This window comes from Clostridium sp. BL-8, from assembly GCF_002006495.1.
Classification (GTDB): Bacteria; Bacillota; Clostridia; order Clostridiales; family Clostridiaceae; genus Clostridium.
In genome coordinates this window covers 1-12,210 of record NZ_LZZL01000071.1, presented here as the reverse complement: position 1 = coordinate 12,210, position 12,210 = coordinate 1, and the positions used below count along the sequence as shown (strand labels likewise).

At 28.4% G+C, this 12,210-nt stretch carries 17 protein-coding genes and 1 pseudogene; 15 read left to right on the top strand and 3 right to left on the bottom strand.

Annotated features, from left to right (window positions below; genetic code table 11):
• The first annotated feature begins 107 nt into the window (after window positions 1-107).
• The 8 genes and pseudogenes from CLOBL_RS20505 to CLOBL_RS28190 all read left to right on the top strand — a co-directional run bounded on the left by CLOBL_RS20505 (window position 108) and on the right by CLOBL_RS28190 (window position 5,460).
• Entirely contained in the window at window positions 108-1,022 is a 915-nt protein-coding gene (locus CLOBL_RS20505; protein WP_077860727.1) for a trans-4-hydroxy-L-proline dehydratase activase, read from the top strand.
• Window positions 1,023-3,398: a trans-4-hydroxy-L-proline dehydratase gene (hypD, locus tag CLOBL_RS20500; protein WP_347472910.1), complete on the top strand. Its 2,376-nt coding sequence runs from the start codon at window positions 1,023-1,025 to the stop codon at window positions 3,396-3,398. It abuts the gene before it with no gap.
• Window positions 3,399-3,415: 17 nt separating this feature from the next.
• Window positions 3,416-3,553 (top strand): annotated as a pseudogene (locus tag CLOBL_RS29020) (helix-turn-helix domain-containing protein); the annotation flags it as partial.
• Between the two features lie 6 nt (window positions 3,554-3,559).
• On the top strand, window positions 3,560-3,916 hold the full coding sequence (locus CLOBL_RS20495; RefSeq protein WP_242953889.1) for a hypothetical protein: 357 nt from the start codon (window positions 3,560-3,562) through the stop codon (window positions 3,914-3,916).
• 218 nt (window positions 3,917-4,134) lie between these two features.
• Window positions 4,135-4,359 carry a DUF3791 domain-containing protein gene (locus CLOBL_RS20490; protein WP_077860724.1) on the top strand — a complete coding sequence of 75 codons (225 nt, stop codon included), beginning with the start codon at window positions 4,135-4,137 and terminating at the stop codon, window positions 4,357-4,359.
• Window positions 4,346-4,855: a DUF3990 domain-containing protein gene (locus CLOBL_RS20485; RefSeq protein ID WP_077860723.1), complete on the top strand. Its 510-nt coding sequence runs from the start codon at window positions 4,346-4,348 to the stop codon at window positions 4,853-4,855. Before CLOBL_RS20490 ends, CLOBL_RS20485 begins: the two co-directional genes overlap by 14 nt.
• Window positions 4,833-5,069: a hypothetical protein gene (locus CLOBL_RS20480; RefSeq protein WP_077860722.1), complete on the top strand. Its 237-nt coding sequence runs from the start codon at window positions 4,833-4,835 to the stop codon at window positions 5,067-5,069. Before CLOBL_RS20485 ends, CLOBL_RS20480 begins: the two co-directional genes overlap by 23 nt.
• A 214-nt stretch (window positions 5,070-5,283) precedes the next feature.
• On the top strand, window positions 5,284-5,460 hold the full coding sequence (locus CLOBL_RS28190) for a hypothetical protein (protein WP_179117807.1): 177 nt from the start codon (window positions 5,284-5,286) through the stop codon (window positions 5,458-5,460).
• Window positions 5,461-5,941: 481 nt separating this feature from the next.
• Here CLOBL_RS28190 and CLOBL_RS20475 read toward each other — a convergent pair whose 3' ends face one another.
• Window positions 5,942-6,292 carry a helix-turn-helix transcriptional regulator gene (locus CLOBL_RS20475; protein WP_077860721.1) on the bottom strand — a complete coding sequence of 117 codons (351 nt, stop codon included), beginning with the start codon at window positions 6,290-6,292 and terminating at the stop codon, window positions 5,942-5,944.
• Between the two features lie 486 nt (window positions 6,293-6,778).
• Between CLOBL_RS20475 and CLOBL_RS20470 the strand changes: the two genes are divergently transcribed.
• The 5 genes from CLOBL_RS20470 (at window position 6,779) to CLOBL_RS20450 (ending at window position 10,219) form a co-directional block, all read left to right on the top strand.
• Window positions 6,779-6,976 (top strand): helix-turn-helix domain-containing protein, encoded by a 198-nt coding sequence (locus CLOBL_RS20470; RefSeq protein ID WP_077860720.1) that lies wholly within the window; start codon window positions 6,779-6,781, stop codon window positions 6,974-6,976.
• A gap of 217 nt (window positions 6,977-7,193) precedes the next feature.
• Window positions 7,194-7,775, top strand: a complete 582-nt coding sequence (locus CLOBL_RS20465; RefSeq protein ID WP_077860719.1) for a YqaJ viral recombinase family protein — start codon at window positions 7,194-7,196, stop codon at window positions 7,773-7,775.
• Window positions 7,776-7,943: 168 nt separating this feature from the next.
• Window positions 7,944-9,191 carry a phage replisome organizer N-terminal domain-containing protein gene (locus CLOBL_RS20460; RefSeq protein WP_077860718.1) on the top strand — a complete coding sequence of 416 codons (1,248 nt, stop codon included), beginning with the start codon at window positions 7,944-7,946 and terminating at the stop codon, window positions 9,189-9,191.
• A 49-nt stretch (window positions 9,192-9,240) separates the two neighbouring features.
• A complete protein-coding gene (locus CLOBL_RS20455) occupies window positions 9,241-9,867 on the top strand; it encodes an ATP-binding protein (RefSeq protein WP_077860745.1) in 627 nt (208 codons plus the stop codon).
• A gap of 109 nt (window positions 9,868-9,976) precedes the next feature.
• Entirely contained in the window at window positions 9,977-10,219 is a 243-nt protein-coding gene (locus tag CLOBL_RS20450; protein ID WP_077860717.1) for an AbrB/MazE/SpoVT family DNA-binding domain-containing protein, read from the top strand.
• Between the two features lie 64 nt (window positions 10,220-10,283).
• On the opposite strand, the gene CLOBL_RS20445 is transcribed toward CLOBL_RS20450, so the two are convergent.
• Window positions 10,284-10,502 carry a DUF2922 domain-containing protein gene (locus CLOBL_RS20445; protein ID WP_077860716.1) on the bottom strand — a complete coding sequence of 73 codons (219 nt, stop codon included), beginning with the start codon at window positions 10,500-10,502 and terminating at the stop codon, window positions 10,284-10,286.
• Window positions 10,503-10,543: 41 nt separating this feature from the next.
• Window positions 10,544-10,768 (bottom strand): DUF1659 domain-containing protein, encoded by a 225-nt coding sequence (locus CLOBL_RS20440; RefSeq protein WP_009169419.1) that lies wholly within the window; start codon window positions 10,766-10,768, stop codon window positions 10,544-10,546.
• 216 nt (window positions 10,769-10,984) lie between these two features.
• On the opposite strand from CLOBL_RS20440, the gene CLOBL_RS20435 reads away from it, so the two are divergent.
• Window positions 10,985-11,170, top strand: a complete 186-nt coding sequence (locus CLOBL_RS20435; RefSeq protein ID WP_009169420.1) for a hypothetical protein — start codon at window positions 10,985-10,987, stop codon at window positions 11,168-11,170.
• A 105-nt stretch (window positions 11,171-11,275) separates the two neighbouring features.
• The gene (locus CLOBL_RS20430) at window positions 11,276-11,995 is read left to right on the top strand and encodes a cell wall-binding protein (protein WP_077860715.1); all 720 of its coding nucleotides are present in this window, start codon (window positions 11,276-11,278) and stop codon (window positions 11,993-11,995) included.
• Window positions 11,996-12,210: the final 215 nt, after the last annotated feature.

Sequence of the window (12,210 nt, the reverse complement as noted above, 5' to 3'; positions counted from 1 at the left end):
ATCTCACTCTTTTTAAGAATTTAAGTGAATCTTAGTTGAACTTGAATAGTTTAATAGTAAAGTAAGTTTTAAGATATCGTTATCCAAAAAGAATTGAGGAGTTAATTTTGAAAAATGTATATATAACAAATATTCAAAAATATTCAATACATGATGGGGATGGAATTCGTACTACTATATTTTTTAAAGGCTGCCCTTTACGATGTAGTTGGTGTCATAATCCTGAGACTCAAAATTATGAGAAGGAAATAATGTACAATAAAGAACAGTGTACAAAGTGCAGGCAATGTATTGACATATGTCCACAAAAAGCAATACATGTTAAAGAAGAATATATGTTTACAGACAAAGAAATTTGCAAAGCTTGTGGCACTTGCACTGACTATTGCTTGCAAAATGCTAGAAATGTAGCTGGAAAACATTACTCTGTTTCAGAGCTTGTTAAAGAGGTAGAAAAAGATTATTTATTTTATGAAGAATCAGGAGGTGGAGTTACTTTATCTGGTGGAGAAGTTATGGCTATGGATATGGAATACGTAGAAAAACTTGTCAAAGAATTTCATAAAAGAGGAATCAGAGTTAATATTGATACTTGTGGCTTTACTTGTTATGAAAACTTTGAAAAAATTCTTAAGTTTATAGATACATTTTTATATGATTTAAAACTTATAGATAATGAACTTCATAAAGAGTATACAGGAGTAGATAATACACTGATTCTGGATAACTTAAAAAAACTTTATAAAGATAAAGCCAAAATTTATATTAGGATTCCTCTCATTGAAGGTGTGAATGCTAAGGATAAACATGTAAGCGATATAATAAAGTATTTGCTAAGTAACAATATAAGGCCTTATAGAATTAATCTTTTGCCATATCATAATACGGGAATGAGTAAATATTATAAATTACAAAAAATATATGAAGGTGATAACTGGCGTGCTCCAGATCCTAAGAAGATGCAAGAATATAAAAAAGAATTTGAAAAGTATGGATTTATAAATGTTATTATAGGAGGTTAAATTATGGAAAGAGGAATGAACGATCGTATTAAAAAACTTAGAAAACAAAGTGTAGATACAGAAGCACATATATATATGGAAAGAGCTAAAATTATGACTGAAACATATAAAGAATATGAAGGTACAGTATCTATACCAGAGCTTCGTGCACTTTGTCTTAAAAATTATTTTTCAAAAAAAACTTTGTGCATTAATGAAGGTGAACTCATTGTAGGAGAAAAAGGTGATGGTCCTCAAGCAGCTCCAACATTTCCAGAACTTTGTTGCCATACTATAGAAGATATGCATGTTATGAATGATAGAGATTTAATTAGCTTTAATGTTAAAGATAAAGATTATGCATATCAAGAAGAAGTTATTATTCCATTTTGGAAAAATCGTTCTATTCGCAACTTAATTTTAAGAAATATGAGTAATGAATGGAAAAATGCTTATGAATGCGGTATTTTTACTGAATTTATGGAACAAAGAGGGCCAGGCCATACTGTGGGTTCTGGAAAAATATATGAAAAAGGATTTTTAGATTACAAAGAAGATATAAAGAAAGCTATAACTGAGTTAGATTTTTTAAATGATGCCGAAGCATTAGAGAAAAAAAATCAATTATCAGCAATGAGTATAGCCTGTGATGCAATTATTATTTTAGGCGAAAGATATGCAAAGCTTGCAAGAGAAGAAGCAGAAAAAACATCAGATCCTTCATGGAAAGCGGATCTTTTGCAGATTGCAGAAAATTGTGATATGGTTCCAGCTCATAAACCAAAAACCTATTGGCAGGCCTTACAGATGTATTGGTTTGTGCATCTTGGGGTTACTTCTGAATTAAATCCATGGGATGCATATAGCCCAGGAAGATTAGATCAACATATATATCCTTTCTATGAGAATGATATTGAAAAAAATATTTTAAATGATGAAAAGGCAAAAGAACTTTTAGAATGTCTTTGGATAAAATTTAACAACCAGCCTGCTCCACCTAAAGTAGGGATTACACTAAAAGAGAGCAGTACCTATACAGATTTTGCAAATATTAATACTGGAGGAATAACTCCAGATGGAGAAAATGGTGTAAATCCTGTTAGTTACTTGATTTTAGACTGCATGGATGAAATGAAACTTTTGCAGCCAAGTTCAAATGTTCAAATCAGTCGTAAAACTCCACAGAAGTTCTTAAAAAGAGCTTGTGAAATATCAAGAAAAGGATGGGGACAGCCTGCCTTTTATAATACGGAAGCAATAATTCAGGAATTATTAAATGCTGGGAAAAGTATTGAGGATGCGAGAACTGGAGGAACAAGTGGTTGCGTAGAAACAGGAGCTTTTGGAAATGAAGCTTATATTTTAACTGGCTATTTTAATCTTCCCAAGATATTTGAACTTACTTTAAATAATGGATATGACAAGGTAAATGGTAAACAGTTAGGTTTAGAACTTGGGTATGCTGAAGATTTTAATACTTATGAAAAACTTTTTGATGCTTACAAGAAGCAGATTGAATATTTTCTTGATATAAAAATTAAGGGAAGTAATATTATTGAAAAAATATATGCAGATAATATGCCTGTACCGTTTTTATCTATAATTACTAATGACTGTATTAAAAAAGGAAAGGATTATAATGCGGGAGGAGCACGTTATAATACAAATTACATTCAAGGGGTTGGTATAGGAACTATTACAGACAGCTTGGCATCGATAAAATATAATGTATTTGATGAAAAAAAATTTACTATGAAAGAGCTCATGAATGCCCTTGAAAATAATTTTGAAGGCTATGAGAGAATACTTAATTTAGTTCGTAATAAAACACCGAAATATGGCAATGATGACCCTTATGCAGATTCAATTATGAAAAGTGTTTTTGACTTTTATAGCAAAAGTGTTACAGGCAGGCCTAACATGAAAGGTGGAACATATAGAATTAATATGCTTCCAACTACATGTCATGTATATTTTGGAGAAGTGATGATGGCCAGTCCTAATGGTAGATTTGCTTATAAACCAGTATCAGAGGGCATTTCACCTGAAAAGGGTGCTGATACAAACGGTCCTACTTCAGTGATAAAGTCAGCATCTAAGATGGATCATTTAAGAACAGGCGGAACATTATTAAATCAGAAATTTACTCCTAGTGTTGTAGCAGGGGAAAATGGTTTGGAACAAATGTCAAATCTTATACGTACTTATTTTAATATGGATGGACATCATATTCAATTTAATGTTATTGATAGAGAAACTTTGATACAAGCACAAAAAAATCCTGAAGAATATAAAGATTTGATTGTGAGAGTTGCAGGCTATAGCGATCATTTTAGAAATCTTAGTAAGGCACTTCAAGATGAAATAATTGAACGTACAGAACAATCATTTAATTAGGAACAATTAAAAAATAAATAAAACTTATAAAAATTGTAGCAGCAGCATGGAGTTTATTTAAAAAGCAAGGATATGAGGATACAACCATAGATGAAATTATTGATGAAGCTGATGTTTCAAGAGGTACGTTTTATTACTATTTCAATGGGAAAGATGATCTTTTGAGTTCACTTTCCATTTTTTTTGACGATAAATACGAAGAAGTAATGCAGCAAATAGATCCTAAAATGAATAGTTTTGATAAACTTATTTTTCTAAATGGCAGAATGAATAAGGTTATTGAAGAAGAGCTAGAAAAGTTTAAAAATGATTTTGAAGTTCTAAAAAAATGCCTTAATGGTTTAGTTGATACTATTTTATTTGAAGATGAATCCATTATTAGAGATTATCAAGCAATACAAAAAAGTTGGTTTATATATTCTGTTATTAACAATGTGTTTTATCATTCTTTATCACAAGTTAGAAATGCAATGGATAGACTTTTATATAAAAAGTATTTTGGATATAATATATATTAAGAGTGTGTAGAGAAAAATAATAAAAACATATATTTAGAGATTCAATTGGATTTGATTGAAATTATTATCAAGAGAAGTACCATCGTACAGTGATGCCAGCCTTAGTTCATATATAATGAGATGATAATATTGGAATGGATATACATGAGAAAAGATAAAATAAATTTAAATTAAAAATAAATGCACTTAAATTTATATTTTTATGGAGGATAAAATATATGAATATTATAGAACACGATAAAAATTTATTAATAATAGAGGCCATTGAAGGTTTTGCATTTAATCATAATATAAGCAGCATTAATGCATTTGAAATATTTGAAAAATATGATCTTTTTAAATTAATACGATCACAATATGAAGTTTTGCATACTCAGGGTTTAGAAGAAAGCATAGAGTTTATTGAAGATGTAGTTAGGAGAAAAGAATATGCTAAGCAATAATGAATTAATTCTATTTCATGGAACTAACAAATTATTTGAGGAAGTTGATTTACAACAATCTAAGAATAAGCGCGATTTTGGAAAGGGATTTTACACTACTACATTGGAATTACAATCAAAAAGCTGGGCAGAAAATATGTTTATTAGATATGGTGGAGATGGAATTTATGTAATGAAGTTTAAGTTAAAATATCTTTCCGATTTGAGAGTAAAAGAATTTAAAGGACTAGATAAAGAATGGTTAAATATGATAAAAAATAATCGACTTAATGGAGGAATCCAACATGATTATGATGTTGTTATTGGTCCTGTAGCAGATGATAACACAATGAGAACAGTGGCTCTATATGTAGAGGGAATTTATGATGAAGATATGGCTTTAAAACAATTGGAGTTTTCAAAATCAAATAATCAGGTTTCAATCCATACCAGTAAAGCACTAAGTAAATTAGAATTTATAGGGAGAGATGAATATGATAAACAAATATTCATATAAAGGACAAGATATAACATTAGATATTATAATGAAGATTGAAAAAATTATAAGAATATTATGTGAAAGAACAGGAAAAACTTTTGAAGAAGCGACTAAGGAATTCTATGAATCCAAGACATATAAGGCACTACAAAACACTCAATCTGTTTTATGGGCTGAAAGTTCTGAATTTATAGTTGATGAATTGTTTAGAGAATGGGAAGACAAAAAATAATTTTTAATCAGAATATATTAAAAAGTAAAGACTTTAAGTATAATATATTTTATTTATATTTAGAGGATAGTAGTATTAAATAACAAGTTTATTAAATAAATAGATATAATAAATAAAATTAAGAAGAACTAAGCAATCAGGATATTATATTCAAATGAAGAAATTGAGGAAATAAGAAAATCTATAAAATATAGCAATTAAAGACATAGAGATTATGACTGAATTAGGTAAGAGTTTATTTGAAGAAGGTAAGTTGGAAAATGCAATAGAAACAGCTAAAAGATCCATAAAAGAAGATATGAGTGATCAATTTATTAGCAAATTGGTTGGGCTATATATAAGAGAAATTCAGATAATAAGAATAGCTACTAAAACTAATAAAACAAATTAAATAAAATTATAAATAAGAAAGATATTAACATACTTGAAGCAGTAGTAATGTACAGGACATAGAAACTTTAAATGTTTTTTAGGTTCATATGTACTTTGTTTGGTTTAAAGTAATTAATATCTTTTTATTTTAACTCGCCAAGGCTCAAACAAAGGGAGAGAAGTACAAGCTATATTATTATATATTTGAATAAAATATATAATAATATATAAATCATATATATTTTTTTTTAACTTGTACTTTTCATTACTTGATTGTAGTGGCAGAATTAAGAAATAGATTTATGATAGGCACTGTAGGCATTTTAAGTGAAGAATATTATATTGTTATTTTGAGCTGTATAGGAAATTTGACAAGCAATAGAATGCCATATCAACGATGGTATTATGCATATAACTGAAAGTATTAAAAATAAAATCTTTTAATTATTTATATTTTATTTTAAAGAAATTTTTCAGTATAGACATAAAGTTTATGAATTTTAATTACTAGTTATAAGATTTGTACAACGATTAAATTCCATTTCTAATACTGTTTTAACAGTATGTTTACCCAAATCATCTAAAGAATTAAATTTTTCTAGTAAACATTTTTGCTCTTCTGTTAATTGTGGTTTTATTTCTATTTTATTTTCTTCCCATCCCATTAAGCATGAAGGAGTTGTTTCTAATATTAATGCAAGTTTTTCAATTTTATCGGAAGGTATATTAGATATTACACCACTTTCATATCTTTGAAGAGTTGGCTTACTAATAGATAATTTATTGGAAACATCTTCTAGTGTGAGATTTAATTCTAATCGCCTATTTTTGATATTCTCTTTCAAACCCATTTTATATCTCCTCTGAATAATATATTAAAAATAACTAAACATATATAGTACTTATTTATAATTTATTACTTATAGTTAATAAGGTTAAAGCTTTTAATGCATAATCATAGTTAACTATATTACTTGAGTCTAATAAATTTATAAATAATTAACATGTTGACCATTTCTTTAGCTTTATTTTATTGAATCCATTTAATAAAATGAAGAATTTTTATACCAAGTTATATATAATTTGTTTTTTTAGTTTTTTAATTAAAAGATTCTAAACGTGGAATTAAATATTAATTAATATACCGTGTATAAATACTAATATATTATATCATTTCTAAAGGTATGGGAAAATAGTGCCTTATTTTTATTAATTATAACATTTGTTTTATATTTGCGTAATATGCTCCTATAAAGTGGAAAAAAGTTAAAAACTATTGACAAATATAACCATAATATATAATATATTACTTAACAAGTAACAAAAGGGGGATTATTATGATACTAGTTAATGAGTTGAAAGGGAAAATAAAAGCAAAAGGCTATACTCAAGAAAAACTCGCGAGAGAATTAGGGATTTCTCCAAAAACTCTATGTACTAAACTAAGCAAAGGGATCTTCGGATCTGATGAAATTGAAAATATGATAAAAATATTAGAAATACAAAATCCGATAGAAATTTTTTTTGCCAAGTAAGTTACTTAGAAAGTAAAATATATAATTTAAACATAGATAAATAGAGATTAATAACTATTAATAATCAATGGCTTGAAAATATCTTAAAAACACATCAGGAAGTAAGAAGATAATAAATTGAAAAGATAAAAAAATAACTTAAACAAAGGTTTAAATTAATGCATTGTCCATACGATGTAAAGGTTTAGATTAATTATTAAATGAGGTGATTTATAAAATGGGAAAACTAGAATGCCTAGTAAAAGAAACTGAGAAGTTTGAAGGAAAAGATATTGGAGCAATTCTTGGTTTTGATAAATACAGAAGTATTGAAGATGTCTATTCAGAAAAGATTGGAGAAATTGAATTTTTAAGACCAGGTCCTGAAGTTATATATTGGACAAGCACCTTAGAAGAAGTAGTTTCAAGAGAATTTATGCTTAGAACTAAAAAGAAGATACGGAAGAATAATATAAATTCAGTTGATAAGGATTATGAATATATGGTTTCTAATGTTAATAGAAAAATCATAGGAGAAAATTCAATTCTGGATTGCAAAGTAATTAATGTAATAGATGAAGCTCAGATAAATGATAAAAACTTTATTAGGATGAGAGTATTAGAGGCTCAACATAATATGAAAGTAAAAGAAGTAGATAAATGCTACATTGCAATGCTTATTAACGGTCGAAAATTCATCTTAAAAGAAATTAAACGTGATGAAAGCTTAATTTGTAAGATAGTTAAAGTAGAAGAAAAGTTTTGGAATGATTATATAAAAAGGAAAGTCAAGCCTAATGAATCATTAAGTTTGGATTAATTAATGGTCAAAATTTTAAAATGGTAAGGAGAGTAGAAAGAGAGATTTTATAAATGAATTTCAAAATCTTTAAATCTTATATCTACGTTTGTAATTTTATTGGACTAACTCCATCCTGGGAAGGGCTTGAAAGATTCAGGTTATTTTGTTTAAGGGAGTGTGGAAACAGTGGCAGATATTAAATGGATTAAGTTATCTACTAATATGCATGATGATGAAAAGATGAAATTAATAGATGCAATGCCAAAGAGAGATACAATACATTATGTTTGGATAAGAATACTTTTATTGGGTGGAAAGCTTAATGCAAACGGAGAGATATTTTTATCAGAAGGAAAACCTCTTACGGCTAAAATGTTAGCCGTATTATTTTCAAGATCATTAGAGGACATTAAACTTGCACTAAAAGTATTATCTCGATTAGGCATGATTGAAATAGCTCCTAGTAAGGTAATTAGAATTGTAAATTGGGAAAAGCATCAAAACATAGAAGGAATGGAAAGAGTTCGTGAACAAAATAGAAAAAGAGCTGAGAACTATAGAGAAAAGAAAAAATTAGAGGAGAAAGCTTCACCAAATAACAAAGAGAATGATGCAAATATTTTTGAAGCTGAAAATTTAGATGAGATGGAGGCTGATGAAAATAAACCAAAAGACGATTTTGAAACTAATGAAAGTGCAGTAATTGATTATGATGATAAAAGTAAAATTTCTTCAGAATATCCTGCTAAGAATAATTCTAATAATCAAATTGAGGTTAATAATGATGAGATAGCTGATATCAATTCTATAAAAAACAATAAAAATGAAGGGAACATTACTCAAAAAAACAGTAACGTTACAAAAAATGAAAGTAACGCTATTGTAACGGAGCAGAATAAGAAAGAGATAGAGAATAAGAAAAAGAGGGAGAAAAAAGATATAGAAATAGAGAATACAAATTTGGTTTCTAAGATAAATAATGAGACTTCTACAAGTCAAAAAGTAAATTCTGTAATATCCATGGTACCAGAAGTTATGGCAGATCAAATAACCACATCACATAAGGATGATGATATAAACGCAAGCTCTATGAGAATTATGTTTTATTATCAAAAAATAACGGGAATGCCTGGTGGAGCTTATAGCTTTGCCATTAGGAAAGCAATTGATACTTATGGTGAAAAAGTAGTTAAGATGGCAATAGATACAGCTTTTGATCAAAATCAAACTGGATTTAAGTATATTAATGGCATATTGAAAAACTGGGAAAGGGATGGATGTCCAAAAGAGGGTAAGGAGGTAAAGAAAAATGGGGTTAGAAGCTATGGAAAGAATATCAAAGCAGATAAAAACGAATTTGCAGGATTCAAACCAAAGGAATCACGAAAACTTACAGAAGCTGAAAGAAAGAGAATTCATGCAAACCTCATATAAGTGTGATAAATGCTGTGATACTGGATGGATTTTAATACCGCAGGAACATATGCAGCCACTTGCGGTAGCCTGTGAATGTAGAAAAGTAGAAAAGCTGAAAAGTGAGTGGAAGTATTCTGGAATTAATGTTGAGCAAAGTAAATATACTTTTTCAAATTTTGAGATATGGAATGAAGCATCTAGTAGAATAAAAGATACTGCAGCAGCTTATTGTACTGATTTTGATGATATAAGAGATAAGAGAAGAAGCAGCCTTTTGTTATGTGGCCAGGTTGGTTGTGGCAAAAGTCACATGAGTGTTGCAGTTGCACTAAACTTTTTAAAACAAAAGATTAAAGTTGTTTATATGCCGTACAGAGATGTAATAACAGAAATAAAGCAGAATATGATTGATCAGGAATATTATAAAAAAGCAATTTCAAAATATCAATTATGTGAGGTTCTGCTTATTGATGACCTCTTTAAAGGAAAAATAAACGACAGTGATATAAATGTGATGTTTGAGATTATAAATTATAGGTATCTTAATTTTTTACCAATTATAGTAAGCAGTGAATTTTCAATTGATAGGCTTTTAAACTTTGATGAAGGGGTAGGGTCACGCATATATGAGATGGCCAAAGATTATGTTGTAGAAGTTGAAATGGATATAAGGAATAACTATAGACTTAAGTGAAACCTTTCTAGTTGAGTTTTACTTAATCTCAAACTACTAAAACTTATGCATATCTTTAGATGATAACAATGTTTGAGTGGGATAAATAAAATTTTGGAGGCGTTTGAGCATGAAAGCATCGGGAATAGTAAGAAATCTTGATAATTTGGGAAGAGTTGTGATACCAAAAGAAATGCGGAATTTAATGGCGATTAAGGAAGGAGATCCAGTAGAAATTATTAAGGTAAACAATGAGGTGGTTGTTAGGAAATATAGCAAAGGCTGTATCTTTTGCGGAAGTAGTCAGGAGATTTCTGAATTTAAAGAAATAATTGTTTGTAACGAATGTAAAAAGGCTTTAGGTCAAGAGTAAATATTCAGAGTAAAAAATAGAAGCTTATCTGCTAAAGGATAAACTTCTATAATTTTACTTAAAATTAAGCTACATCAAATTTTGTGACTTGTCTTTGAGTAACTTGAGCTCCAGATTTCTTAGCTAAACCACCAGAATTTGTTTTGAATATATCTTTTGCTATTATAGTATCCATAAGTGAATTGACTTCAGCTTTAGTAAGATCTGATTTAACACTTGGAATATTTAAAGTAGTCTTTTCGCCATTTTCAGTTAGAAAAGTCAAAGATAAGGTATATTCCATTAATAGGTCCTCCTTTCATAAATTTCATTAAGTTAATCACGTTAAGCATTAACTAAACTAGAGGCTTCATTTACAAAGTAATCTCTAGTCTGAACTGATAAAACAGCTTTTATAGCTTCAGCAACATCATAGATGTTTTGGGAAGCAGCATCTGTTCTAACATTGGAAAAAGTTTTCTTGGTAAATATCGCGTCGCCTGCTTTATCGGTGCCACTTTGGATCTCAATGCTTAATGATGTTGTTTGAAGTGATTTTGTTACAGCCATAGTCTAAACCTCCTTTATTTTTATTTCATATAGGATATATGTAAGGTTTAGAAATGTCACATTAATATTAAAAAAAATTTTATATTTTTTATAAGTTTTGAAAGGAGCATGTATGAAAAAGGTAGAGTAAATAAAAATAGACTGAAAAATCTTTCTATATGATTAAATACTTAAAAATAAGGAAAGGATTAAAATAAAAAGATCTAGGAGGAACTTATGGCTGATATGATAAATAGCTTATATAATTTAACACTAGTTTTATTACGTGGATGTATAGTTACGGTGCTTATTACAGGAGTGTATATAATAGGAATAGTAAAATATGAGAGAAAATATATATTACTTACTCAAGAATTAGATAAGAAAAAAGTTGATGATATAACCTATAAAAGTAAATTTTAGAAAAGTTAAAATGTAGCGATGCAAATAAGTGTTGCTACATTAACTATGTACAATTTATGTTATAATTAATAACAGTACAAGGTTACAAATAAAAGGGTAATTTGGATGATAAAAGTTAAAATGATTAAATTAACCAAAATGATAGTTAGTACATTAGTAATAGTTTCAGTATTAATATTAAATCCAATAGGAGCAAGTGCGGAGTGGGAGCAAGATAATCAAGGTTGGTGGTATACAGAAGGTAGTTCATGGGCAGTTGGTTGGAAGCTAATTGATTGGAAATGGTACTATTTTGGAGAAGATGGGTATATGAAAACAGGTTGGATAAAGTATGATAGTAAATCATATTATTTAAATTCAGATGGAAGTATGGCCCACGATACTACAATAGATGGACGTGCAGTAGGTTCAGATGGCGCATGGAATCAAATTGCTGGAACTAGTTCAATACATGTATCAAATGTTAATCCAAACGCCACAACAATAAGTGGTGTAACTGGTATAAAATTTGATGATATTACAAAAATAGTTTTTTGCGACGGATCATTAAAAAATAACACAGTAACAATTGAAGATAAACAAAAGATTAAAGAATTTATGGGATATTTAGATGCTTATTCTGTTAATAACATAGATGTTCCGGTAGTAACAGGTTGGCTGCATAGGGCATTATTCTATATCAATGATAAAGAGGTAATGGATATATCTTTTGATAATCCAATTGATATTAATGGAGAACAATTTAATGTCACAAAAGGTAACTTAGATATTAAAACAATTGACAGGTATCTAAAATCAATTGATTCGTCTTATATAAAACATTAAAATATCCAGGAGGATGCAGTATTTTGCAACATCTCTATAAGTAAAATAAATAGCAAGCTAAAATATCACACTATTCATAATAAATAAATGTGTGGTATTTTTTAACTGCGTAATTCTACTCAAAGGTAGAAGATAATTAAAATTTGATTTTGTCATATTGCTGTCACAAATCTCAAGTATTATATAAATATAAAGTAGTTAAACATTATTTATCC

Excerpts from the sequence above, each read along its gene's own strand:
- CLOBL_RS20490 (WP_077860724.1), top strand. The coding sequence starts at position 4,135 with ATGAATATTATAGAACACGATAAAAATTTATTAATAATAGAGGCCATT.
- CLOBL_RS20485 (WP_077860723.1), top strand. The coding sequence starts at position 4,346 with ATGCTAAGCAATAATGAATTAATTCTATTTCATGGAACTAACAAATTA.
- CLOBL_RS20480 (WP_077860722.1), top strand. The coding sequence starts at position 4,833 with ATGATAAACAAATATTCATATAAAGGACAAGATATAACATTAGATATT.
- CLOBL_RS28190 (WP_179117807.1), top strand. The coding sequence starts at position 5,284 with ATGACTGAATTAGGTAAGAGTTTATTTGAAGAAGGTAAGTTGGAAAAT.
- CLOBL_RS20475 (WP_077860721.1), bottom strand. The coding sequence starts at position 6,292 with ATGGGTTTGAAAGAGAATATCAAAAATAGGCGATTAGAATTAAATCTC.
- CLOBL_RS20470 (WP_077860720.1), top strand. The coding sequence starts at position 6,779 with ATGATACTAGTTAATGAGTTGAAAGGGAAAATAAAAGCAAAAGGCTAT.
- CLOBL_RS20465 (WP_077860719.1), top strand. The coding sequence starts at position 7,194 with ATGGGAAAACTAGAATGCCTAGTAAAAGAAACTGAGAAGTTTGAAGGA.
- CLOBL_RS20455 (WP_077860745.1), top strand. The coding sequence starts at position 9,241 with ATGCAGCCACTTGCGGTAGCCTGTGAATGTAGAAAAGTAGAAAAGCTG.
- CLOBL_RS20450 (WP_077860717.1), top strand. The coding sequence starts at position 9,977 with ATGAAAGCATCGGGAATAGTAAGAAATCTTGATAATTTGGGAAGAGTT.
- CLOBL_RS20445 (WP_077860716.1), bottom strand. The coding sequence starts at position 10,502 with ATGGAATATACCTTATCTTTGACTTTTCTAACTGAAAATGGCGAAAAG.
- CLOBL_RS20440 (WP_009169419.1), bottom strand. The coding sequence starts at position 10,768 with ATGGCTGTAACAAAATCACTTCAAACAACATCATTAAGCATTGAGATC.
- CLOBL_RS20435 (WP_009169420.1), top strand. The coding sequence starts at position 10,985 with ATGGCTGATATGATAAATAGCTTATATAATTTAACACTAGTTTTATTA.
- CLOBL_RS20430 (WP_077860715.1), top strand. The coding sequence starts at position 11,276 with ATGATAAAAGTTAAAATGATTAAATTAACCAAAATGATAGTTAGTACA.